Source organism: Exiguobacterium sp. s145 (genome assembly GCF_018618835.1).
Classification (GTDB): Bacteria; Bacillota; Bacilli; order Exiguobacteriales; family Exiguobacteriaceae; genus Exiguobacterium_A; species Exiguobacterium_A artemiae.
In genome coordinates this window covers 21441-46306 of the sequence record NZ_JACSMV010000018.1, presented here as the reverse complement: position 1 = coordinate 46306, position 24866 = coordinate 21441, and the positions used below count along the sequence as shown (strand labels likewise).

The window sequence follows — 24866 nt, the reverse complement described above, 5'->3', positions numbered from 1 at the left end:
TTTCGTAAATCATAGATTATGAATAAAGTACAAAAAAATCCGAATGCTCCCATCCCTCTGTCAATAAGAAGAGGTGGGGACATTCGGATTTTTTTAATGACGAATCAGGCCGGTAAATCATAGCCGATGACGATTAATCCGGGACCAGTGTGAGAACCGATCGCCGCTCCGGCAATCGTAATCAAGACTTCACTCGGTGAGAATTGGGCTTCGATCAACTGTTTCAGTTGTTCCGCCCGTTCGATTGAATCGCCATGACCGATGATGATCCGGTGTCCATCAATGGATGGACGTGCTTCTTCCATCCATTCGACAATCCGGTTCATGACTTTTTTCTGACCGCGGATCTTTTCTTTCGGAATCAGTTTCCCGTCTTCGACCGTCAAAAGCGGAAGAATCGACAGCAGACCGCCGATGAAGGCACTGGCCCGCGAAACACGGCCGCCGCGCATCAGGTATTCCAGCGATTCAACCGTAAACAAATGACGGATTGTATTTACTTTTTGCTCGGCATACGCTTTGGTTTCTTCGAAGTTGTGTGTCTTTGAAAACTCAGCGACATCTAACACGAACAGTCCTTGACCGGTCGAGGCTGTTTTCGTATTGATGATCGCATAGGGGACATCCGGATACGTTTCAGCAAGTTCTGCTGCGAGCATCGTCGCCGTTTGATACGTCCCGGACAATTCACTGGAAAATGCCAGATAGAGAAACGGTTCACCTTGTTTAAAGTGTTCTGTAAAGACTTCGACCATCCGTGACACTTCGACCTGAAACGTCTTTGGTGCCGCCCCGTTCCGCATTTTTTCATATAGTTCGACCGGTGAAATCGATTCGCCGTCGAAAAATGTTTCTTCGTCAATCAATACGCCGAACGGCATCACCGTGAAGCCGTACGCGTCGAGTAATTCTTTGGGTGCATCGGCACCGCTGTCAGTAATAAAACGTACCATGTTCGTTCTCTCCTTTATCAACCTAGGACTTTTTCATTTCGATCCAACATCCGACCCAGGTTTACACCGAAGCGTTCGTTTTCGACTTCGCTCAGGACAGACGGCGTGAGTGTCGCGCCAAGTTCCATCAAAGAGCGGTAAACACGTACCAAGCAGTCTTCGACCGTCAAAGGACGTTGCAATAGCTCTTCTAAAGAGGCCATTGTTTCCGGAACGACTGTCGGATACACGAACTTGGTCGTTTCCCCTTGCAGGGCGGCAGCATAAAAATCACGGACAAGTTGCGCCCGGGCACTGCCACTGCCGTTCACGCAGAGATAAATTTGAACGGCGACGCCACCGCGGACACGCCGCTGTGAAATCCCAGCAAACTTTTTGCCGGCAATCGATAAATCATACGATCCCGGACAATAGGATCCGACGACTTCGCCGGCATTGATAGCATCGGTCTCTTCGGCGAACATCCGACGGACAAGTGCGAGCATCGCTTCATAACCGCTGTCGATATCGATTCCGCCACGTTCTGGAAGGACAAGCGAGATGTTCAGAACACCGGCATCAAGGACAACGGCAAGCCCGCCGGAATTGCGGATGACCGGCTGGAAACCATGGGCGTGTAAGACGTCGATCCCATCATCGAGGTGAGGGAGGCGTGCATCTTGAATCCCGAGGACAACCGTTTCGTGGTGGACCCAGGAACGGATGGCGGCACCTTCTGTAGCGACGGAGGCGCACAATGTATCGTCCATCGCAAACGATTGTGTGGCATGAAAGGTGTTTCCGAGTGACGTTTGATCAAAAATACGATAATGTTCTTGTTTTAAGAGTTCGATTCCCATAGGCTCGTTCCTTTTTTTCTAGATTTGCGACATTATTATAGCATACGACAATGTAAACTTTTTAATAAGAAGCCAGTGAAGCAACAGGAACGGACCGTTTCAAACCGAACTATGAACTATAACGACAGAGAACGAGCCATTAAAGGAGAGAGTGTATGTATCAGTCACTGGGACAATTAAAGGAAACGAAAGTATTCAAAGATCCCGTTCATCGCTATATCTATGTCAGCGACCAATTGATCTGGCAATTGATCGGAACGAAGGAATTTCAGCGTTTGCGCCGGATCAAACAACTGGGAACGTCATTTTTGACATTTCATGGAGCGGAGCACACACGGTTCCATCATTCGCTTGGTGTATATGAGATTACCCGGCAACTGATTGACGTCTTTAACGGCCGGGCGGACTGGGACGACCAGTACCGGGAGCTGACACTGGTCGCGGCCCTGTTACACGACGTCGGGCACGGACCGTTCTCCCATGCTTTCGAAAACGTCTTTGGTGTCGATCACGAAGAATGGACAGAACGAATCATCCTCGGGGATACGGAAATCAAACAGGTCCTCGATCAGGTCGGGGAAGGGTTTGCGGAAGAAGTCGCCTCAATCATCAATAAAACCCATCCGAATCAATTGCTTGTGACGATGATCAGTTCCCAGCTTGATGTCGACCGGATGGATTACTTGTTGCGGGATGCCCATTTTGCCGGTGTCAGCTACGGAAAGTTTGATCTCGAACGGATGCTGCGTGTCCTGCGTCCGGCACCGAATCAGATGGTCGTCAAGCAATCCGGGATGCACTCGATCGAAGATTACATCATGCGCCGTTATCAGATGTACTGGCAGGTCTATCTCCATCCGGTCACACGGTCGAGCGACTATTTATTAAAAGCGATTCTTGAACGGGCAAAAGAACTGTATACGAGCGAGTACGCGTTTACGATTGATCCGGTTCATTTAAGTCCGCTCTTTACGAAGGAGATGTCCTTAAAAAACTATCTGGCACTAGACGAAACCATCGTCTATTTCTACTTCCAACAGTGGGCGGAAGAAGAGGATACGGTGTTAAGTGATCTGGCGCGACGGTTCGTTGACCGGAAATTATTTAAATACGTCGATTATCCGGCAGAAAAACGCGCCCTTGTCCATGAGAAACTGTGTACGTTATTTGAAAAAATCGGGCTCGATCCCACTTATTATCTGCTCGAAGACAAGCTCAGCCGCCTGCCGTACGACTTATATGGAGATAATGGCGAAATCAGTAAACAACCGATCATGCTGCAGATGAAAAATGGTCAGATGAAAGAGATTTCGCAAGTCTCACCGCTTGTTCAAGCGATTGCCAACTCACGGCAAACGGATGAAAAGCTATTTTTCCCGCAGGAAATCCTGCATGACTTACGGGAATTTGCGAACGAGAAGATGCAAATCGATCAATTGTTACTTGGAGAAGAAATATGAACAATATCATCGCAACCATCTTAAAGTATGCCGGCTTGGAAGGGAAAGCGGTTATCCCTTTAAAAGGAGCGACTTCCTCGTACGTGTTTCGAGCGGGGGATAGTGTTTTTCGAATTCATACCAATCCTGCCTGGCTAGAGCAGGAACCGGACCTCGTCGCGCACGAGGTCTTTGCGTTACGGGCGACCGGTAGATTAGGACCGGATGTCGAAAATTATCAATTGACGTGGGAGGGGGAGATTCCCCCATGGATTCAAATGACGTGTTTACCGGGAGAAGTCCGACTCGAACCGTTAAATCGAGCGTACCTCAAACAATTGGCAAAAACGTTAGTTGCGATTCATCAACTGCCGGTTCCAGAAGCCCGGTACCAGTATGCACCATACGTGACAAAGCGAACGGTTCCTTTTTGGGCAGTTCAAAAGGAGATGTGGCAACGGGCTGTGGCAGAACCGCCGGCAACGAGTCAACAAGTTCGATTCATCCACCGTGATTTTCATCCGGTCAATGTGTTATACGAATCAGCTGAAAAGTATAACGTAGTCGATTGGATTAGTGGCTGTGTTGGACCCATTGAAGCAGATGTCGCCCATTGCCGATTAAATCTGGTGTTGCTTGAATCGGTCGAAGCAGCAGATCAATTTTTAGCTGAATATATTGCATACAGTGGATTTTCGTACGATCGGAAATGGGATTTAACAGCTGTTTTTGACTTTGAACCGGACACCCTCAATGTTTATCCCGGTTGGAAAGCATATGGGAAGGCAAACATCAGTCAGGGCAATGTTCGGGAACGGATGGAAAACATTGTATTGAAAGTTTATGAAAATGACGAAAGCGGTTACTAAATGAACTTTACCCCTTGCAGTTCTTCCGAATGTTGATTATTGTAGTACTTGGGAAAGAGATTGAACGTCAGACCTCGTACTTATGTACAACTGATAAAATAAACTATGGATTGAGGGATAGTTCGTGAAATATTTAATCGCAATACTGGGACTTGTCATCGTGTTTGGTTTGGCATACCTTGTCAGCAGTAATCGTAAAAGCATCAAATTGAAACCGCTTGCGGTCATGCTAGTGCTTCAGCTTGTCCTGGGATATATTCTGTTGAACACGTCATTCGGCTATATCGTCATTAAAGGGATCGCTCAAGTGTTCGAAAAATTGCTCAGTTATGCCGCGATCGGCATCAACTTCGTCTTCGGTGGATTAGCGAATGAAGGCGCGCAACCATTTTTCATCAACGTCCTGTTGCCAATCGTTTTCATCTCGGCTTTAATCGGAATTTTGCAGTTCACGAAAATCCTGCCGCTCTTAATGCGCGGAGTCGGGTTCGTCCTTTCGAAAATTAACGGAATGGGACGACTTGAGTCATATAACGCCGTAGCATCAGCAGCAATCGGTCAATCAGAAGTTTTCATTACGGTTAAAAAGCAAATCGGTAAATTACCGCCGAATCGTTTGTATACATTATGTGCGTCGGCGATGTCGACGGTTTCAATGTCAATCGTCGGTGCATACATGACGATGGTCGAACCGAAATATGTCGTCACAGCAATCGTCTTGAACTTATTTGGTGGATTCATGATCGTTTCAATCATCAATCCGTATACAGTTGATCCAAAAGAAGACATTTTGGAAATCGTTGAAGAAAAACAAACGTTCTTCGAAATGCTCGGCGAATACATCGTGGATGGATTCAAAGTTGCCATCATCGTCGGTGCGATGTTGATCGGATACAATGCTTTGATCGGCATGGTCAACGATATCTTCTTGATGGTTCTCGGTATCTCGTTCCAGGATATTCTCGGTTACATCTTCGCACCATTCGCTTTCATCATGGGGATTCCATGGGCGGAAGCAGTCAGTGCCGGTAGTATCATGGCCACGAAATTGATTACAAACGAATTCGTCGCGATGCTCAGCCTGCCTGAATACGCAAAAGAATTCTCGGCACGGACACTTGGAATCGTTTCCGTTTTCTTGATTTCATTCGCCAATTTCTCGTCAATCGGGATCATCGCGGGTGCTGTCAAAGGACTCGACGATCGTCAAGGAAGTGTTGCAGCGAGCTTCGGACTGAAATTACTTTACGGAGCAACACTCGTCAGTGTCTTGACGGCAATCGTCGTCAGTATCTTACTCTAAATCGTATACGACTGGCAGAGCTGTCATTTCTTAAACAAAGCAGGACCCGACTAGAAATCGGGTCCTGCTTTTGGTTTCTACTATTTTTAGCCGCGTGAAGCAATACCGACCCGTTCATGATGGAACAGTCCTTCGGCGTACACTTCGTAAGCGAAGCGGGCGACATTCATTCTTGGAATCGGTCCGGTTTCATGCGTGAATCGATTGGATTCAATCAAGACGTCCTCGATTGCATCTTCTTCGACGAGTTGTGTCGGGCAAATGATCGTATAGTCGACATCCGCATCCTTTAACGTTAAATACGCTTTCAGATGGTCTTCAGCCGCAATCGTCGAGCGCCGGCGGGATTCACTGGACTGGAACCGGTATTTTCCCGGCTCTTCCGAAGCATCAAGGATGCCGGCTGTCCCGACGAAGACAATTCGTTCGATCTGCTGTTCTTTCATCTTCGTGACGAGATGCGGTACGGCGACCGAAAGAATCTGTTTTTGATCCGTTCCTAAACAACTGAAGACGGCGCTCGTCCCTTGAATGACACGTTCCAAAGCATCAGCATCCGTCGCATCACCTTCCAAAATTGTCAGGTTGGGATGGTGCGGTAATTCGTGTTGTCTTGAACGGACGAGGGCTTGGACCTTATGCCCTTCTTCGAGCAAAAGATCAAGCAACGGTCGACCGGTTCGTCCTGTCGCACCCAGTAAGCTGAAGGTTGCCATGATGATTCATCCTTTCTGTCATAAGTATATGGAACAGGAGGAACGATGGATTAGATCATTCCTCCTGAAGAGTGTTTATTTGTCAGAAAACATGACGCCGGCTTGACCGTAATCGGTTTTTTCCATCTCTTCGATGAAAACGGTGATATTTTCTTTTGGTGCATCGACGGATTCAGAAACGGCCGCTGTGACTTTCTCGATCAATGCGCGTTTTTGTTCCACCGTGCGTCCGGCTAACATTTTTACGGTAACGTAAGGCATGTAAAATTCCTCCTTCTGGCATAAGTACAATACGCCATCAGTATACCGTACGTCACCCGGGTTCCGTCAAACCGTACATGGAAATTGGAAAAGATGGGTATAGAACAGGAGTAGTCTGTCGGAAGCAAGAAATAGGTACTTAAGAAATGATGAGGATGAGGTGAGAGCATGGAAATGGAACCGGTGATTCGTAAAAAAATCCATACGCTACTGATTTTTGACCGCGCTTTACCAGAAGACAACACATACCCGTTATCAGGCGCAAAAGGTCTCGAAGTCGCAGATGTTTTGTTTGATCAAAATATTCCGTTTGGACGGCTCGTAACGGATAAGGAATTGGCAGCGCTTGTCGGAAATGAAGAAGCAAAACGCTACGGGATGTTGACGTTGCTTCGGGATGAGGACCGCTTCAAACCGATTTTTCAAAATCGTAAACCGACACCTGACATCGAAGACGAGTTGGCAGAGCGGATTCGGGAACTGGCCAAGCAATTACGGGCGATTCGTTCGAAATGTTCATCACTGGAGCGGATTGTTCTGTTCGGTCGTGCCTCGCAAACATTGTATGACCGGGCATTGGTGCAACTGGAAGAGCTGAATCCACCCGCTCACGAAGAGCTCACGTCCCTCGAATGTCTGCGGTTACCAACGATCCGTCGTGTCACCCGGGAGCAGCTCGAGATACTCAAACGGTAAACGAAGGCTTGCACCGACTGTTGGATGCGGTATGATAGAAGCAACAGTAGTAAAAGGGGACAAGTAAACGATGGAAAAGAAAATTAACTTCAATATCATTTCAGATAACTCAACGGACGGGCATGGCGGATTTGGTGTCGGAACACTTAGTCTGAACAGCATGTCACCGGTCATCATCTCACCGGAAGACGGTGAAGCCTATATCGATATGGGTGCAATGCATGCGAAGGCAGCCATCGAGAAACGGATTAAATTCACGACGGACAAGGCGGATTCACCAAACGGGAAGCTGTACTGGATCGTTTGGGTGACGGTCGGCCGGAAACCGGAAGGATTTTATTACGGTGGCGTCGCAGCATGTGACCTGTTAGTTGATGTCGAAGCACGACGCGGCTTTAAGATTTTAGCAGATCATGTCAATAAGATGGATAAATCGTTAAAAGGACGGATTGTCGTCGATCATATGGACGAGACATCGAAACACTTGTTGCGCGATTTCCTGCAAACACACAAACCGGAGATGTGGCAAAATGCTGAACCGGAATTGCATGAAGCACTCGCTTAAAATAAAAGTGCCGACTCTGTGAAAGAGTTGGCACTTTTTTTTGATTGATTATTTGCGTAACGTCACGACAATCAATTCGGGGTGATTAAAGATTCGGAACGGAAATAAGCTGTTGCCGAGCCCACGGCTGATGATCAGCCGTGTTTTTTCCATTTCATGCTGTCCGGCTGTCAGTTCAGGGAAAAATCCTTGACCGGGAGCATACATGCCGTCCGTGAACGGCAACCGGATCTGTCCGCCGTGGGCATGACCGGATAACACCAAATCGATTTTTCGTTCCGCGTACAATGGTAAATATTCCGGGCGGTGCGCCATCAACAGCTGGAAGGCACGTGTGTCGGCGGTCGACTGGGCTTGATCGAGGCTTTGCCGGATGCCATCCGGCTCCTGCAGTCCGTCACTCCAGCGGGTCGTCGTCGGATCGTCAATTCCAAGCAACTCAATGAACTGACCGTCTCGTTCAAGCGGAACGGACGTATTGCGAAGAACGGTGACACCAAGTCGTTCAAGCTTCGGTAAAATCGTCAAATTCAGACGGACTTCATGATTGCCTGTCACGAAATAAACCGGATAGTCCGGTGTCAGTTGTTTCATCAGCAGGAGGGCTTCTTCTTCTCCGTTTCGTCTGGAATCAATCAAGTCACCCGTCATTAAGATGACATCCGGCTGCAGTTTATTCACTTTTTTCAAAAGAACCTTTTGACGGGAACCAAAGGATTTACCATGCAAATCGGCAATCTGTAAAATCTTATAGTCATTAAACGCGGCAGGTAATTTATCCGATTGAACCGTTACTGCCGTCGTGTCGATTTGATTATTTTCCCGGTACAAAAACCAGCTGCTGAGAGCGAGAATGCCGATGGGAATAAACCATTTTTTCTTGACGCGCAAGTCCTCACCCCTTTTCTTATATTCAGCATACCAAAAAGACCCTGACTTCCGCATGACGGAAGACAGGGTCTGACTGCAGTTAGGCTTCTTTTTTCAACTCGTCGGCTGATTTCGCAGCGTCCGGTTCATTGGACAGATCCATGAACAGGGCAATGACCATCATCCCGACGACGAAGATGAACGGGAAGGCGGCAAGAACGGCTGCGGCCTGCAAGGCGCTGAGTCCACCTGAGTACAGGAGAACAGCTGCAATCGATGACTGGATGATTCCCCAAGTCAACTTGATGCGGAGACTCGGCAACAGACTACCGCCGGAAGATAACATCCCAAGGACATATGTCGCGGAGTCGGCAGACGTGATGAAGAACGTCGTGATCAAGAAGACAGCAATGATACTGAGGAATGTTCCGAGACCACCGAATGTTTCGAACAAGGCGAACATACCGGTTTCGACCCCTTTTTCGTTGACCGTTGAAATGAGATCAACATTATTGAACAGTTCGTTCCAGATCGCGGATCCACCGAAGACGGAGAACCACAGTAAACCGAAAATCGTCGGTACGAGCATGATACCAAGAACGAACTCACGAATCGTCCGTCCTTTTGAGACACGGGCGATGAACGTTCCGACGAACGGCGACCAGGAAATCCACCATGCCCAGTAGAAGATTGTCCAGTCATTGATCCATCCTCGTTCATCGGGATTGAAGGCTGACGCCCGGAAGCTCATTGTCGGTAGGTTTTGCAAGTAAGCACCTGTCGTTTGAACAAACAGATCCATGATGAAGCTGAACGGTCCGAGGAACAGAACCCCAACCATCAAGAGGATCGCCAAGACAATATTGGCGTTGCTCAAGCGGACGATTCCTTTATCAAGACCGGAAGCGGCACTCATCATATAGAGGACGGATACGACTAAAATGATGATTAATTGGGTCATGAAGGAGTTCGGGATGCCGTCGACAAGGAAGTGAAGTCCACCTGAAATTTGTTGGGCTCCGAGACCGAGTGACGTGGCAACACCAAATGCAGTTGCGACGATGGCAAGTACTTCAACCGTTCCTTTACCGGCCGCTTCGTACTTCGGTTTCATCAGGGAAGCAACGGTATCACCGATTGTGGCCGGACGTCCTTTACGGAACGTCGAGTAAGCGATGGCGAGGGCGACGACCGCATAGAGTGCCCACGGATGCAGACCCCAGTGGAAAAAGGAATAACGCATGGCGAGTGGAGCAGCATCTGTCAGGTCGTTTGTCGCGACCGGGGGGGTATGAAAATGGGTCAGTGGTTCTGAGACACCCCAAAAGACTAAACCAATCCCCATACCGGCACTGAACAGCATCGCGAACCAGGAAATTAAACCGTATTCCGGACGATCGGAATCTTTACCGAGTCGGATTGAGCCGAAACGGGAAAAAATGAGAAAGATAGCAATTAATAAAAAGGCACTCATACCAAAAAGATAAAGCCAGCCGAAGCCGTTCGAAACAAAGCTTTGGGCGATGCCTGTGACATTTCCGAGATTTGCGGCACCAATGAGTGATTCAGGCAAGATTCCCCATATGGTAAAGAGCACACAGAAAATGACAGAGATGATAAAGACATTCGTAATTTTACTTTTTCGTTTATTTTCCATCGTGATCAACACCTTCTTTCGAATTTTACATGTAGTTTTGTAATCCGTTTAGACAACGACATTAATAATACCCGTGTCATTTAAAAACAAAACCTTATCACGCAAGTTCTTACCGTAACAAAGATGAACAGAACTAGCAAACAGAAATGGGTAATGATGGAAAGGGAAAGCGTGATGAACAAAGTAATATTAAGCTGAAAAAAACCTGAAATGACGGGGCTGAATGAACACGACCGAAAGAATGAAATCAAGTGGATTATTTATTATTTCCCGCTTCTCCTGTTTTGTAACATGCACTTAAGATACATCGATGAAGCAAAAAAACAGACGGAGTGAAACGGGTTTGATATCGTATCAGGTAGTCATCATATTATGTAGGAGGAATCACTCATGAACCACGACCAGACAAAACAACAGATTATCGAAGCTTTCCAGTTCCGCCATGCGACGAAATCCTTTGATCCGACGAAAAAAATAACTGAAGACGATTTTTCATTTATTTTGGAGACAGCACGACTTTCCCCAAGCTCTTTCGGATACGAACCATGGAATCTGCTTGTCATTCAAAATGAATCCGTTCGAAATGAAATTCGTGAGGTCTCCTGGGGAGCGCAAGGACAATTGCCGACAGCGAGCTACTATGTGATTTTCCTGGCCCGGACGGGGGAACAGATGCAACCGAACGGGGCGCATGTTACACATATGATGGATCTACTCGGTCTGTCGGATGAAGCGAAAGCCGGCCGGACGAAACGGTACGGTTTGTTCCTCGAAGAAGATTTCAAGATTGGAAACAACGAAAAAGCGATGGCTGATTGGTCAGCGAAACAAGCTTATATTGCCCTCGGGAACATGATGTCGACAGCAGCACAGATCGGCATCGACTCGTGTCCGATCGAAGGGTTCGACCAACAGGCCGTCGAACAAATTCTCGAACGGCACGGTGTGCTTGACCGGTCTGCTTTCACTGTGCCGGTCATGGTCGCATTCGGTTATCGGGCGGATGAACCGAAACGGGCGAAACAGCGCCGGTGCCTCGATGAAATCGTCACGTTCGTCGACTAAAAAAACAGGCGGATTTTTTCGAATTATATAGAAGTTTCTTTCAAAGTCCGGTATACTCGCATTTGTATGATTAAGAAGCGCCGTAAACGCCACTCGCATACGAACAACTTTTGTCTTGATGAAAGAAAGGGGTTCTATCGCAAATGGAACAAAAATTAAAGTTATGGTTCACGGAACACCAAACGGAAGATTACGGTATCACATTCCGTGTCAACCACGTTTATGAGAGCGAACAAACGGAGTTTCAACGCCTGGAGATGGTTGAGACGGACGAGTTCGGTACAATGTTGTTACTTGACGGAATGGTCATGACGACAGATCGTGATGAGTTTGTTTATCACGAAATGGTCGCACACGTCCCACTCTTCACACACCCGAATCCAAAATCTGTTTTGGTCGTCGGTGGAGGAGACGGCGGAGTCATCCGTGAAGTCTTGAAGCATCCATCTGTTGAGAAGGCTGTTCTTGTCGAAATCGACGGAAAAGTCATCGAATACTCGAAAAAATATTTACCAAACATCGCAGGTGGTCTCGATGACGCCCGTGTTGAAGTCATCGTTGGAGACGGGTTCATGCATATTGCAGAAGCGGTCAATGAGTATGACGTCATCATGGTCGATTCGACAGAACCGGTCGGTCCGGCCGTCAACCTGTTCACAAAAGGATTCTATTCTGGAATCTCGAAAGCATTAAAAGAAGACGGTATTTTCGTCGCTCAGTCGGATAACCCATGGTTCACACCGGAGTTAATCCGTGATGTACAACGTGACGTGAAAGAAATCTTCCCGATTACAAAACTCTACATCGCTAACGTTCCGACGTATCCGAGCGGTCTGTGGACATTTACGATCGGATCGAAAAAACATGATCCGCTCGCAGTCGCACCAGAGCGTTTCCACGAGATCGAAACGAAATATTATACACCGGAACTTCATACAGCTGCATTCGCGCTACCGAAGTTCGTCAAAGATTTAACGATTTAATTGTACGTCAGGAGTGTTCCGTTTTTAGGGGCACTCCTTTCTATGACTGGAGGAATAATGATGCGTTTTGATGAAGCTTATTCAGGTAAAGTGTTTATCGCGAGTCAACCGACTCACGAAGATGCAAAAGGTGTGTTGTACGGTATGCCGATGGACTGGACGGTCAGTTTCCGTCCCGGTTCACGGTTTGGTCCGGCCCGGATCCGTGAAGTCTCACTCGGACTCGAAGAATACAGTCCGTATCTTGATGGCGATATCGCCGATGCAAAATTATTTGACGCCGGTGACATCCCGTTGCCGTTCGGGAATGCGCAAAAATCACTTGATATGATTGAAGAATACGTCGACTCGTTATTGACGGCAGGCAAGTTCCCGCTTGGAATGGGCGGCGAACACCTCGTTACGTGGCCGGTCGTCAAAGCCTTTGATAAACATTACGATGATTTTGTCGTTCTGCATTTTGATGCGCATACGGATTTACGCGATTCGTATGAAGGCGAACCGTTGTCACACTCGACACCGCTTAAAAAGATTGCGAACTTAATTGGACCGGAAAACTGTTATTCATTCGGGATTCGTTCAGGGATGAAAGAAGAGTTTGAATGGGCGAAAACGTCCGGTTACAACCTGTTCAAATACGAAATCGTTGAACCGTTGAAAGCCGTTTTACCAAAGCTTGCCGGTAAAAAGGTCTACGTGACGATCGATATCGATGTCCTTGATCCGTCAGCGGCACCGGGAACAGGCACGCAGGAAATCGGCGGCGTGACGACAAAGGAATTACTTGAAGTCGTCCATATGATCGCCCGTGCCGATGTCGACGTTATCGGAGCCGATCTCGTCGAGGTTTGTCCGGCGTACGATCAATCGGATATGACGGCAATCGCAGCTGCAAAAGTCTTGCGTGAAATGATGATCGGGTTCATTAAATAAACGATAACAAAAAGGTCAGATCCGTTTTTGCGGAATCTGACCTTTTTTTCCGGGCAACGATTATTCCATCCAGTTCAAGCGAAAACGCAATGTGCTGTTGTCCTCAACATCAGCACACTCAGATATTTACAGCCCAAAAATATTATTTTAAATTTAAGATGTCACCACGATAAAAATATTTTTTGGACAGAAGTAATAGTTCTGCAGTAAACGGATTTGTTGGTTTGAGAGCGGAATACATCATGACATGAAAGGTGGAAAAAAGATGAAGAAACTCTTATCTTTCGTCACAGCTGCTTTGCTATTCGCACTTTTTGTGCTCCCGGTAGGCGCGGCGGACGATGCAATGGTTCGTGTAATTCATGCTTCACCTGATGCTCCAGCAGTGGATATCGCCGTCGATGGCAAAAAAGCGGTATCCGGAGCAGAATTCAAAGCAGTCACTGACTATCTCACACTCCCAGCCGGAGAACATAAAGTAGAAGTCTTCGCAGCCGGTACAACAAAGGATCCTGTACTTTCTCAAACACTCAATATCGAAGCTGGAAAATTCTATTCTGTAGCTGCAATCGGTAAATTGGCAGATATCAAACTCGCCGTCATGGAAGATAACGGCAAAGGGGAAGACGGCAAATCAATGGTCCGTGTCGCTCACTTTGCACCGGATGCACCAGCTGTTGACGTCGCACCAAAAGGCGGAGATCCACTCTTCAGCGACCTTGAATTCTCGAAAGTCTCAGACTACGGCACACTCGATGCCGGAACGTATGACCTTGAAGTACGACCAGCCGGTGCGACGGATGTCGTCAAAGCACTCGACGGCATCAAGCTCGACAGCGGTAAAAACTATACAGCACTCGCAATCGGTTTACTTGAAGGAGAACCGGCATTTGACGTTCTCTTGATTCCGGACGGCGGTGAAATGGCAGCGATGCCTGACACTGGTCTTGGCGGAACAACGGAAACGTCATCAATGGCAACAACTTGGGCACTCGTAGCACTTGCTGGAGCAGCGCTGGTTGGGACAGCTTATGTCGTCCGTCGTAAACAAAACGCGTAATCTCTTATTGTTACTCACCGTGTTGCTTGCAGGATGCGGCGGAGCGGAGGAAACTTCGCCTCCACGCTCTGTGGAACCGGCAACACCTGTCGTCGAGTCACCGGCACTAAAGTCTGACGCAAAGACAGAAGCAGTCGAAACATTCATCCCGAATCGTTTGAAGATCCCGGCGATCGATGTGAATGCAAAAATTGAAGTCGTTGGAAAAGATGCTAAAGGACGGATGAATGTTCCGGAGCAGACGGATCAAGTCGGTTGGTACCGATATGGCGCCAAAGCGAATCAGACCGGCAATGTCATTTTGGCAGGACATTTAGATGATACGAACGGTCCGGCTGTCTTTTATGACTTGGCAAAAGTGAAACGGGGACACCGGATTGAAGTAAGCGCTAAAACGGGAGAGCAGGTTTCATACGTGGTGACGAACGTAATGTCTTATCCCGTTGATCAGGCACCGGTCGGCTCTATTTTCGGAGCGACATTGGCGCAACGTTTGACGTTAATTACCTGTGTCGGAACGTTTACCCAATCAAAAGGATACGATCAGCGATTGGTTGTGACGGCTGAACAGGAAAAATAAACGAAGGGACCTCTCCGCTGACGGACAGGTCCCTTTTGTATGTGCTATTGGTTTTAAGCATTCACTTCAGAAGCGGCGACCAAATCCGTCGTTAAGGCAGATAACCCTTGCGTCGTCTGGCTGATACCTTGAATCGTTTGTACGATTTGGCTTAAATCATTTTTATTACGGCCGAACATCTCCAAGTAGTTCTCCATTTCTTGTTTGACGGTATGGATGCCGCTCTTGACTTGTTGCAGTTCGTTACGCGAAGCGGAGTTTGATCGTGTGATGTCTTCCATTTGCGAAACGAGTTCATTGATGTTGCCATTATTTTTTTGGATCAGGCTGTTGATGCTGCTGCTGAGCAGTTTTGCGTTTTCCGCCAGGTTCCGGACTTCAATCGCAACGACGGAGAAACCTTTCCCATGCTCTCCGGCACGAGCAGCTTCGATGGAAGCATTTAGGGCGAGCAGGTTCGTTTGATTGGCGATGTCTTCGATACCTTGTGTCATCTTGACGATTTCATCTGACGTCGTTTTCAGTTGCTGGAGACTCGTCAATGACGTGCTGACTTGTGACGTGGCTTGAGCAAATTGATGTTCCATCTTTTCCATCTGGGTCTCGTTTTCCGAGGTCAGTCCGACCAGATTGCGGCTTGTTTTTTCCGTCTGGTCCGTTTCAGATAAGATTTGTGTTGCCCGACGGCTTGTTTCAGAAATTGCACCTTCCGTCTGTTCGACAGTGCTTGCGACTTCCTGACTGACGCGTACGACATCCTGCAAGAGCCGGCTCCGGGATTCATTTGCTGCACTGACTTCGTGTAAGCGGGCATCGACATACTGGCTCGTCACGATTTGAGCATCAAGATTCATCGCGTGGTTCAGTGCAAGAATCGCATTCGTCAATTGTGCCGGTTCATGTTGAAAATGTTCGACGATTTTCGGAATCAATAACGTATTGAACGCCGCATAGGAAGCGATGAACCAGGTCACCGGGACAAAGTTACGGTTATGGGTTTTACCCATCCGTGTCCGCATCGCAAGAAATTTATCATCCATGTTTCCCGTCAGTAAACTGCCGAAGTAGTCAGCGAAGACTTTTTTCAGACGTTCACGTGTCGAAGAAGTTTGAGCAATCTGTACCATTTCAGGGTGAAGCAGTAAATGATCAAGGACTTGTTCGAGTACTTCATCGAGGATGCTGTTGACGACAGGCGCCATTGCTTTTAGTGTTTGCAGATGTTCTTCCGTGTAGCCCATGTATTCTAAGCGTCCCGTTAAGCTCGGATCACTTGTTTTTGTAATGAGTCGTTTGTCTGGAAATCCGATTGTCGCCTGATAGGCCGACATCGATGATTTAGCTTTAAATGGATTGCGCACGATATGCCCCCGATTTTCTTGGAATTAAGATTTTTAGTGTCTTATTTGTTATCGGTTGTTTTCAGAAATCCGATAATCTTTTTCTTCAAAAAGTACAGCGACAGACAAAATCATTGACTTAAAAACAAAAAACTCATGATCGGGGATCATGAGTGGAATGACCGCTTCTGAAATGAAGGGTACATGCTATATGTGTCACGCGATGAATTAAACAGGTTGATCTTCCTGAAACGCTTTTTGGGCATCGACAATTGATCGCATCCGACTTACACAAGTCTGGACGAATTGAATGTCGATGGACGTAAACCGGGTGACAGGTCCTTTGGCTGATTCAGCACTGAATGTGAAGGTTCCGAGATTCCAAAGTTCGATTTTAAATCGTTTTCCTTTGTTGTCATCGAAGTGTTCTACGAATTCGATTTTCGGTACCATACGAACCCCTCCTTGTAGAACCATTCCCGTTTTTTTCAAAATAAAAAAGCCAAACTGCATGTTTCACGCAGTTTGGCTAAAAAATTATGCGGTCGGAACGTCATAGCCGATTTCTTCAATCGCTTCGACAAGACGTTCTGTCGCGACGTCTTCGTGTGTGACGGTGACATTGTTGTCTGCCAGTGAGACGGTTGCATTCGTGACACCGTCGAGTTCGTTTAACGCCGATTCGACGCTTGCTTTACAGTGATTGCACGTCATTCCGACGACAGTTAAAGTTGTTTCTTTCATGATTGGTTTCCTCCTTTGGATAGTGGAATACGTTTTAAGCGTAACGCATTTGTGACGACAGAGACAGAGCTGAATGCCATCGCGGCACCTGCGACCCAAGGGGCAAGCAGTCCGAGGCAGGCAACCGGAATCCCGATTGCATTATAACCGAGGGCGAAAAACAGGTTCTGCCGAATGTTCTTCATCGTTTGTTCGCTGAGACGGATGGCTGTAATGACTTGTTGCAAATCATGTCCAAGTAACGTGACGTCTGCCGCTTCGAGTGCGACATCGGTCCCGCTGCCGAGAGCAATCCCGACATTTGCCGTCGCAAGAGCCGGTGCATCATTGATCCCGTCTCCGACCATCGCGACACGCTGTCCGTTTGCTTGAAGCGTTTTGATGTGATCGGCTTTTTCAATCGGCAAAACGTCGGAAAACACATGGCTGTGTGGTATCTGAAGCTCGGTCGCGAGCTGTAAGGCGACTTCGCGACGGTCTCCGGTCAGCAGGTAGACCGCTTTTGTCTGCTGAATCTCCTGAATGACCTGTTTGGTAGTCGGTTTCAATTCATCGCGGATGGCATATCCGGCTTCTATTATACCGTTGACGGTGACATAGACGACCGTTGCACCGCTTGATGTCCAGTCAGGAAGGGAAAGACCGTGCTCCTGCATCATCCGTACCGATCCGACCATGACATCGTGTCCCATAATCGACCCGCGGACACCGCGTCCGGGATCGACGGTGAAATGTTCGATATCAAAGACGACGTCGCGCTCTTCCGTGATCGCATGAGCGAGTGGATGTTCCGATTTTTTTTCAAGAGCCGCTGCAAAATCCAGTGCCTGTTCCTGTCCGAACGTCTCGATGACGACCGGACGTCCGATCGTCAATGTTCCTGTTTTGTCAAAGACAACCGCATCGACGTGCTGCAACGATTCGAGTTGGGCACCGCCCTTGAACAGAACACCGTGTTCCGCACCTTTGCCGGTTCCCACCATGATCGATGTCGGAGTGGCGAGCCCAAGAGCACAAGGACAGGCGATGACAAGAACGGCGATGGCTGGACGAATTGCTTCGGCGAACGAGCCGGTCGTCCACCACCAGACAGCAAGTGTTACAAGGGCGATGGCGACGACGATTGGGACGAAGATTCCGGAAATCCGGTCCGCCTGACGCTGGATAGGGGCTTTTTCCGTCTGTGCTTGTTCGACGACACGGATGATGCCGGCGAGCATCGTCTCCTGACCGACTTTCGTCGCTTCAATCGTCAGGTATCCGTTCGTGTTCAAGGTGCCGCCAATCACGACGTCACCGGTTCCTTTATGAGCCGGAAGCGGTTCGCCGGTCAACATGGATTCATCGAGATAGGCATCACCCGTTGTGATGATGCCGTCGACCGGGATTTTTTGACCGGGTTTGACGATCAACTGCATACCGGGTTGGACCTGATCGAGCGAAACCGTCCGTTCGACACCTTGTTCCAACACGACGGCATCCGTCGCTTGTAAGGAAAGGAGGCTTTTGATGGCACCGGTCGTCTGTTGTTTGGCACGATCTTCCAGTACTTTCCCGAGCAGCACGAGCGTAATCAGGACGGCACTCGTCTCGAAGTAGAGATTCGGCATCAATGGGTGAATCATCATTTCCGCAACGGAATAGAAATAGGCTGCGGACGTTCCGAGTACGACCAGGACATCCATGTTGGCACTTCCACTGCGAAGACTTTTATAGGCACCGACATAGAAGGGGGCACCGATGACGAACTGGACCGGCGTCGCCAAAGCGAACTGGAACCAGGGATTCATCAGCCAAGGCAGATGGACCGGACTGTTCGGAATGTGGGAGACCATACTGAGCAGTAACGGCAGGGACAAGAAAGCTGCTATCCAAAAGCGATAGAGCATCCGGCGGTTTTGGACCTGTTCATGTGGTGTCGTCTTGATGGTGGCACCGTATCCGATTTTTTTAATCTTATCTAAAATCAGTTGTTCGTCCATTTCTTCCGGAACAGCAATCCGTGCTGTTTCGAGCGGCAGGTTGACGGTGGCTTCGACTCCGTCCATCCGGTTCAACACCTTTTCGATCCGGGCCGAACAGGCGGCACATGTCATGCCTTCGATATTCAGTTCCATTGTTTTCGACATTGAAATCCCTCCTTACTTCTTAAGACGGGCAATAACGGCCATCAGTTCATCAACGTAGACATCGGTATCCTGTTTGCCGGTCGCCGCATCGTGCATACACATTTTGACGTGACGTTCGATGACCTGCAACTCGACTTGGCGGAGCGCCGCTTGAATCGATGCGGTCTGGGTCAGGATATCGATACAATACCGGTCTTCTGCGACCATGTTGGCAATACCGCGGACCTGACCTTCAATTCGTTTTAATCGTTTCATCAAAGCATCTTGTTCCTCGGGTGAACGGGGAACAAGGGGATGATCATGTGTCATGAGGACACCTCTTTTCCGGATTAGTTGATACACCGAGTATATCATATAGGTATAGGGGGTACCAGTATAAAGGTTGGAGCTTGAAAAAACTAAATGAAAAAGGACTGACTCAAAAGTCAGTCCCTTGCTCTGGTACGCTGTTGGATCAACAACGAATCATGTTATTGATTGGAAACTTGCGGTTTAATGATTTGTTCGTTCAATGAACGATTGCTGATGATATCTTCCGCTTGTGTCGACCGTTTGATGAAGAACGAGAGGACAAACGCAAGACCGGCGATGAACGTTGAGATGAAGAACGCATAGTTGATACCGTCAAGCGTTGCCTGCATCACGATTTGTTGTTTCATCGCTGCAGCAGCTTCCGCTGTTGGTTGGCTCGTCATGTTTTTCGCTGCTTCTTGTGCGAGTTCCGTACCACGCGTTTTTGCATGCGTCGACATGATCGTAACGAGCAACGCTGTTCCGATGGCACCCGAGACTTGTTGCAACGTATTATTCATCGCTGTCCCGTGCGGATAGTAACGGGTCGGTAATTGGTTCAAACCGTTTGTTGAGACCGGCATCATAACCATTGACATCCCGAACATCCGGAGGGAATAAAGGACGATGAGATGAGTATACGTCGTATCCATTTTAAGTTGGCTGAAAAGATAGGTTGTGACAACCGTAATGAACAGGCCGGTGATGGCGAGTGGACGACCGCCAATTTTATCGAACAGTTTTCCGTTGATTGGTGACATGACCGCCATTAGGATCGCACCAGGCAGTAACATCAGACCGGCATCAAGCGGAGAAATACCGCGAATCGTCTGAACATAAATCGGTAACAATAACATCCCGGAGAACATGGCGATCGTCACGACGATCGAGATGGCGGACGATAAAGCAAACATTGGATAACGGTAAATCTTGAAGTTGAGCATTGGGCGTTCCATTCTCAATTGACGCATGATGAACGTCACGAGTGCAACGACCCCGATGACTAACGCTAAAATGACTTGAAGACTATCCCAACCTTTTGAACCGGCAGAGCTGAAACCGTACAGAAGACCGCCGAATCCGAATGAAGATAAGACGACGGACATAAAGTCGAGTTTTGCGCCAGAACGTTCTTTGACGTCACGAAGCAGGACGAAGCCGGCGACGAGAACAATCAAAGCAATTGGTGTAATGAAGTGGAACAACATCCGCCAATCGTAATGTTCGATGATCCAACCGGATAGGGTTGGTCCGATCGCAGGAGCCCCCATCATGATGAGGCCGAAGAAGCCCATCGCCGTTCCGCGTTTTTCAATCGGGAAGCTGACGAGCATGACGTTCATCAGAAGCGGCATCATGATTGCAGATCCGGAAGCCTGGATCATCCGTCCGGCAAGCAGGACCGGGAAAGCGTCCGCAAATCCTGCAAGAATCGTACCCGCAGAGAACAGTGTCATCGCGAGCAGGAACAGACGGCGGACCGAGAATTTTTGAATCAGGAAAGCAGAAGTCGGAATCAAAATCCCGTTGACAAGCATGAAACCGGTCGATAACCACTGGACCGTTGACGTTTCAATCTCCAGATCCTTCATGATCGAAGGTAAGGCGATGTTGAGTAAGGTGTTATTTAAGAATGCAATAAAGGCACCGATCATCAATACGGCAAGGATGCCGTAAGGGGGACGAGCGGTAGCAGATTTTTCGTGTGACATGGTTTTCCTCCTTAATGAACTAACAGTACACAATTCTATACGGTCGTTATATCTGTTGTCTATCTTAATCTGATTTAGCTTGAATTACAAATATTAATAGCTAAGAAAGGTAATTTTATTTTTTGTGAAGGAGACGGGCGTGAATCGAACGTTGGTTCATTAAAAAACGTGCGCTTTCTCCTGTGTAAACTGCAACAGGAGAAAGCGCACGTTTGGCGAAACGGGGTCGGATTACCCGACATGTGTGTGTAAAGCGTCTGATGTGATGTCATAGTGAGAAGTCGTCCAGACTGCTCGTCCGTCTTGAATGTACAAGACCTGCGGTGATTCGTGCCGGACGTTGTAATGTTCTGCGATGTGATTCGATAACGTCCGTGCTTCCTGAATCAATAAATAGGCAGTCGGAACTGCTGTCTCATCCGCATATTTCGTATAGGCGGAAAAACCGGCCGAACTGATCGGGCAGGTCGTACTGTGTTTACAAATCACAAATGTTGGGTGTTCGGAAACGAATTGGTCGAAGTCGGAAATCGATTGTAGTTTTCTGAGTTGAGTCATTTTTATCAGCCTCCATAAGTCCGTAGACGGTCACTTAACTTCAGATTTTCCCTGTAATCGACCGGACAGTCAATTAAAACGGGTCCGTCACTCAGAAAAGCCTGTTCGAGACAACTGGATAGAGTACCGTGTTCCCCGACACGCAGACCCAGTGCACCAAAGGCGGTAGCCAGTTGAACGAGATCCGGATTGTCGAATTCGATATAAGGTGCACGACCGTAAGCTTGCTGTTGTTTCCATTCAATCAGTCCGTATGTGCCATCGCGCCAGATGATGACGACGATCGGCAATTTCAACCGAACCGCGGTTTCGAGATCCTGACCATTCATTAAGAAGGCACCGTCTCCTGAAGCACAGAGGACACGTTGTTCCGGATGCAACAGTTTAGCGGCAATCGCACTCGACAAGCCATATCCCATCGAAGAAAAACCGTTGGAGATGAACAATTGATTAGGACGTGTCGTCTGAAAATGCCGTCCGAGCCATACTTTGTGGGCACCGACATCCGAAAAAATCATCCCGTCCTCACCTGTTGCCTGTTCGAGCTCACGCACGATGCTTTGAGGATGGAGCGGAAGGGCGAGGGAATACGTCGCCTGGATTTCTTGACGCAGCCGGTCACGGTCCTGTTGCCATCCGGTCCAGGATCGGTTCGGAATACTTTCCGAGAGCAGATGCAAGATATCGGGTAACGAGCCGATCAGATTCGCGACAACAGGATAGAACTGATCGATTTCATGTTGATTGGTATCGATATGCAAAACGGGTGTCTGATTCGGATTCCATTTTGAAGGAGGCAATTCCGTAATGTCGTAGCCGACCGCGATAATTAAATCGCTTTGATCAAGAATCCGTTGATTGTAATCAGCGTTCGGCAAGCCGATCGTATGGGCGGCCAGCTCGTGTAACGAAGACAAGGCGCCTTTTCCCATCATCGTCTCGACGACGGGAGCCCCCAATCGTTCGGCGAAAGCGCGGAAAGCCTCTGTCGCCCCGCTGCGGTTGATTCCGAATCCGGCAATCACGACCGGACGTTCTGCCTGTTCGATTCGTAACAGGACATCACTATCAGTCACGGATGTCGGATGCAGAAAAGTCGGGGGACTGTCCTGTAAAAAGGACATTTTGGCATCGACATCGGCCTTCGCAATATCTTCCGGGAACGACAGATGGGTCGCACCGGGCTTTTCGGAAACAGCCTTTGCGAAAGCCTGACGAACGACTTCTGAAATGACTTCGCCGGAAACAATCGATGTGCTGGATTTGGTAATCGGCCGGTACATCTCGACCAAATCAAACATTTGATGGGACGCTTTATGCTGGCGCCACGTCGCACCTTGTCCGGTGATGGCGACGACAGGGGAGTGATCCATTGTCGCGCTTGCGATCCCCGTCATCATGTTGGTCGCGCCGGGACCGAGCGTCGACAGACAGACACCGGGACGTCCGCTTAACCGACCGAACATCGACGCCATGAAGGCGGCGTTCGTCTCATGACGTGTCGTGATGAACGTGATATCCGATTTACTTATGGCTTCGAGCAGCGTGATGTTCTCTTCACCGGGCACACCGAAGATATGGGTTACGCCTTCCGCTTCCAGACACTGGACAAACCGTTCCGCCGCGTTCATTGATCGAGTCCGCCAATCGATACATATTTGGTCTCGAGGTAGGCTTCGAGACCTTCCGATCCGCCTTCACGACCGACGCCGGACTGTTTCATGCCGCCGAAAGGAGCCTGGGCAGCGGAAGGCACACCGTCATTCCATCCGACGATTCCGTAATCGAGATGCTCGATGGCTTTAAAAGCGCGGGCATAGTTGTTCGTAAAGACATAAGAGGCGAGGCCAAACGGCGTTTGATTGGCATAATGAACGGCTTCTTCATCTGAACTCACACGCTGGACAGGCGCAACCGGACCAAACGTTTCTTCGTTCATGATCAGCATTTGCGGCGTAACGTCAGCGAGTACAGTTGCTTCATAGTAGTAGACATCATTGTCGTCGTCGGTTTGTCCGGATCCGCCGGTCACGATGCGGGCACCGGCCGAGGTGGCATCATCGACATGTTTTTTGACCTTATCGTATCCGGCCTTATTGATCATCGGACCGATTTTCGTCTCCTGATCGAGTCCGTTGCCGGTTTTCAGTTTTGCTGTTTCCTGACCGAGCTTTTCGACGAATTCGTCATAAATCGAGTCCGAAACATAAATCCGGTTACCGCAGACACACGTCTGGCCGCCGTTACGGAACTTCGATTTAATCGTTTCTCTGACGGCAAGATCGAGATCGCAATCGTCAAAGACAAGAATTGGAGCATGTCCACCGAGTTCGAGAGACATCGCTTTGATGGTCTCCGCACCTTGAGCCATCAACGTCCGACCGACTTCCGTCGACCCCGTGAACGTGATTTTGGCGACATGTGGATGTGTCGCCAGCGATTCGCCTAAGTCTTTCCCGCTTCCGGTCACGGCATTGACGACGCCGTCCGGAATCCCGACTTCCTGGCAGAGCTCGAGCAGACGGAGTGCCGTCAATGGAGTAGCCGTCGGTGGTTTTAAGACAAACGTACAGCCTGCGACGAGCGCCGGGGCTAACTTTCGGGTAATCATCGCAGCCGGGAAGTTCCACGGGGTAATCGCAGCGACGACCCCGACCGGTTGTTTGATGACATGAAGGCGTTTCGTCGCATCGTGTGACGGGATGATACGCCCGTAGGCCCGCTTTCCTTCTTCCGCAAACCATTTGACGAAGTTTGCTGCGTATTCGACTTCACCTTCCGATTCCGCAAGCGGTTTTCCCATCTCGAGTGTCATCAAGCGGGCCAATTCGTCTTTTTTCTCGAGCATCTTCGCATACAACTTTTCAAGAAGAGCTGCTCGTTCGTACACGGTCCGTTTCGACCAGTCGGGGAAAGCGTTGTGAGCCGCTTCGACGGCATCGTTGACGTCAGATTTCGTTCCGTTTGGTACACTGCCGACGACTTCACCTGTCGCCGGATTTTTGACATCCGTCCGTTCACGTCCCTGATCGAGCCACTGTCCATTGATTAAAAACTTCCCATTCATCTTACAGAATCCCCCTTTTTAATTCGCATTGTTAAGGATATACCCGAAGATTGAAAAAAAGATTCTCTTTTCCGAAAAAGGTTGTGCAAAAGGCTAGAAATTGACCGATAAACAGTGTAGGATAATTCAGTAAATGTAATGTATTTTCTCGATAATAATTCGTAAAGAAATGAAATTTCTGCATGTATGTGAAGTGATGGAGAATGTCTTGAATCATTGACATTCCAACTAGGTTT

At 48.5% G+C, this 24866-nt stretch carries 25 protein-coding genes; 10 read left to right on the top strand and 15 right to left on the bottom strand.

Annotated elements, in window-relative coordinates; all coding sequences use genetic code 11:
* Positions 1–104: 104 nt before the first annotated feature.
* Positions 105–953: a DegV family protein gene (locus KNQ07_RS12655; RefSeq protein ID WP_012369148.1), complete on the bottom strand. Its 849-nt coding sequence runs from the start codon at positions 951–953 to the stop codon at positions 105–107.
* Between the two features lie 17 nt (positions 954–970).
* Positions 971–1792, bottom strand: coding sequence for an octanoyl-[GcvH]:protein N-octanoyltransferase (gene lipL / locus KNQ07_RS12650; RefSeq protein WP_012369149.1), 822 nt, complete (start codon positions 1790–1792; stop codon positions 971–973).
* 155 nt (positions 1793–1947) lie between these two features.
* Between lipL and KNQ07_RS12645 the strand changes: the two genes are divergently transcribed.
* The 3 genes from KNQ07_RS12645 to KNQ07_RS12635 all read left to right on the top strand — a co-directional run bounded on the left by KNQ07_RS12645 (position 1948) and on the right by KNQ07_RS12635 (position 5403).
* Positions 1948–3252 (top strand): HD domain-containing protein, encoded by a 1305-nt coding sequence (locus KNQ07_RS12645; protein WP_012369150.1) that lies wholly within the window; start codon positions 1948–1950, stop codon positions 3250–3252.
* Complete coding sequence (locus tag KNQ07_RS12640) at positions 3249–4100, top strand: aminoglycoside phosphotransferase family protein (RefSeq protein WP_214767077.1); 852 nt, start codon at positions 3249–3251, stop codon at positions 4098–4100. The genes KNQ07_RS12645 and KNQ07_RS12640 overlap by 4 nt, the downstream gene beginning before the upstream one ends.
* 124 nt (positions 4101–4224) lie before the next feature.
* A complete protein-coding gene (locus KNQ07_RS12635) occupies positions 4225–5403 on the top strand; it encodes a NupC/NupG family nucleoside CNT transporter (protein WP_214767075.1) in 1179 nt (392 codons plus the stop codon).
* Between the two features lie 86 nt (positions 5404–5489).
* Here KNQ07_RS12635 and KNQ07_RS12630 read toward each other — a convergent pair whose 3' ends face one another.
* Positions 5490–6119 (bottom strand): NAD(P)-dependent oxidoreductase, encoded by a 630-nt coding sequence (locus KNQ07_RS12630; protein WP_214767073.1) that lies wholly within the window; start codon positions 6117–6119, stop codon positions 5490–5492.
* 75 nt (positions 6120–6194) lie between these two features.
* The gene (locus KNQ07_RS12625; protein WP_261966348.1) at positions 6195–6410 is read right to left on the bottom strand and encodes a 2-hydroxymuconate tautomerase; all 216 of its coding nucleotides are present in this window, start codon (positions 6408–6410) and stop codon (positions 6195–6197) included.
* 138 nt (positions 6411–6548) lie between these two features.
* Here KNQ07_RS12625 and KNQ07_RS12620 point away from each other — a divergent pair, with 138 nt between their 5' ends.
* Entirely contained in the window at positions 6549–7076 is a 528-nt protein-coding gene (locus tag KNQ07_RS12620) for a hypothetical protein (RefSeq protein ID WP_214767068.1), read from the top strand.
* Positions 7077–7146: 70 nt separating this feature from the next.
* Entirely contained in the window at positions 7147–7641 is a 495-nt protein-coding gene (locus KNQ07_RS12615; protein WP_214767066.1) for a YwhD family protein, read from the top strand.
* A 48-nt stretch (positions 7642–7689) separates the two neighbouring features.
* On the opposite strand, the gene KNQ07_RS12610 is transcribed toward KNQ07_RS12615, so the two are convergent.
* Both KNQ07_RS12610 and KNQ07_RS12605 read right to left on the bottom strand, forming a co-directional pair.
* Positions 7690–8532: a metallophosphoesterase gene (locus tag KNQ07_RS12610; protein WP_251139548.1), complete on the bottom strand. Its 843-nt coding sequence runs from the start codon at positions 8530–8532 to the stop codon at positions 7690–7692.
* 79 nt (positions 8533–8611) lie between these two features.
* Entirely contained in the window at positions 8612–10168 is a 1557-nt protein-coding gene (locus KNQ07_RS12605; protein WP_214767062.1) for a BCCT family transporter, read from the bottom strand.
* A gap of 390 nt (positions 10169–10558) precedes the next feature.
* On the opposite strand from KNQ07_RS12605, the gene KNQ07_RS12600 reads away from it, so the two are divergent.
* From KNQ07_RS12600 to KNQ07_RS12580, 5 genes are all read left to right on the top strand, one after another.
* Positions 10559–11233: an NAD(P)H-dependent oxidoreductase gene (locus tag KNQ07_RS12600; RefSeq protein WP_214767060.1), complete on the top strand. Its 675-nt coding sequence runs from the start codon at positions 10559–10561 to the stop codon at positions 11231–11233.
* Between the two features lie 143 nt (positions 11234–11376).
* On the top strand, positions 11377–12216 hold the full coding sequence (speE, locus tag KNQ07_RS12595; RefSeq protein WP_012369161.1) for a polyamine aminopropyltransferase: 840 nt from the start codon (positions 11377–11379) through the stop codon (positions 12214–12216).
* Between the two features lie 60 nt (positions 12217–12276).
* On the top strand, positions 12277–13149 hold the full coding sequence (gene speB, locus KNQ07_RS12590) for an agmatinase (RefSeq protein ID WP_028107152.1): 873 nt from the start codon (positions 12277–12279) through the stop codon (positions 13147–13149).
* 265 nt (positions 13150–13414) lie between these two features.
* Positions 13415–14209, top strand: coding sequence for a DUF4397 domain-containing protein (locus KNQ07_RS12585; RefSeq protein WP_026829490.1), 795 nt, complete (start codon positions 13415–13417; stop codon positions 14207–14209).
* The gene (locus KNQ07_RS12580) at positions 14169–14789 is read left to right on the top strand and encodes a class F sortase (RefSeq protein WP_251139547.1); all 621 of its coding nucleotides are present in this window, start codon (positions 14169–14171) and stop codon (positions 14787–14789) included. The genes KNQ07_RS12585 and KNQ07_RS12580 overlap by 41 nt, the downstream gene beginning before the upstream one ends.
* Positions 14790–14842: 53 nt before the next feature.
* Here KNQ07_RS12580 and KNQ07_RS12575 read toward each other — a convergent pair whose 3' ends face one another.
* From KNQ07_RS12575 to KNQ07_RS12535, 9 genes are all read right to left on the bottom strand, one after another.
* The gene (locus KNQ07_RS12575) at positions 14843–16150 is read right to left on the bottom strand and encodes a globin-coupled sensor protein (RefSeq protein ID WP_214767058.1); all 1308 of its coding nucleotides are present in this window, start codon (positions 16148–16150) and stop codon (positions 14843–14845) included.
* Positions 16151–16357: 207 nt separating this feature from the next.
* Positions 16358–16582, bottom strand: a complete 225-nt coding sequence (locus tag KNQ07_RS12570) for a hypothetical protein (protein WP_012369166.1) — start codon at positions 16580–16582, stop codon at positions 16358–16360.
* Between the two features lie 84 nt (positions 16583–16666).
* Positions 16667–16873 carry a cation transporter gene (locus tag KNQ07_RS12565; protein WP_214767056.1) on the bottom strand — a complete coding sequence of 69 codons (207 nt, stop codon included), beginning with the start codon at positions 16871–16873 and terminating at the stop codon, positions 16667–16669.
* Positions 16870–19002 carry a heavy metal translocating P-type ATPase gene (locus tag KNQ07_RS12560; protein WP_214767055.1) on the bottom strand — a complete coding sequence of 711 codons (2133 nt, stop codon included), beginning with the start codon at positions 19000–19002 and terminating at the stop codon, positions 16870–16872. Before KNQ07_RS12560 ends, KNQ07_RS12565 begins: the two co-directional genes overlap by 4 nt.
* Positions 19003–19014: 12 nt before the next feature.
* The gene (locus KNQ07_RS12555; RefSeq protein ID WP_012369170.1) at positions 19015–19311 is read right to left on the bottom strand and encodes a metal-sensitive transcriptional regulator; all 297 of its coding nucleotides are present in this window, start codon (positions 19309–19311) and stop codon (positions 19015–19017) included.
* A 161-nt stretch (positions 19312–19472) separates the two neighbouring features.
* Entirely contained in the window at positions 19473–21005 is a 1533-nt protein-coding gene (locus KNQ07_RS12550; RefSeq protein WP_012369171.1) for a DHA2 family efflux MFS transporter permease subunit, read from the bottom strand.
* Between the two features lie 231 nt (positions 21006–21236).
* Positions 21237–21563, bottom strand: a complete 327-nt coding sequence (ytxJ, locus tag KNQ07_RS12545) for a bacillithiol system redox-active protein YtxJ (protein WP_012369172.1) — start codon at positions 21561–21563, stop codon at positions 21237–21239.
* A gap of 5 nt (positions 21564–21568) precedes the next feature.
* A complete protein-coding gene (locus KNQ07_RS12540) occupies positions 21569–23194 on the bottom strand; it encodes an acetolactate synthase large subunit (protein ID WP_214767052.1) in 1626 nt (541 codons plus the stop codon).
* Positions 23191–24630, bottom strand: coding sequence for an NAD-dependent succinate-semialdehyde dehydrogenase (locus KNQ07_RS12535; protein WP_012369174.1), 1440 nt, complete (start codon positions 24628–24630; stop codon positions 23191–23193). Before KNQ07_RS12535 ends, KNQ07_RS12540 begins: the two co-directional genes overlap by 4 nt.
* Positions 24631–24866: the final 236 nt, after the last annotated feature.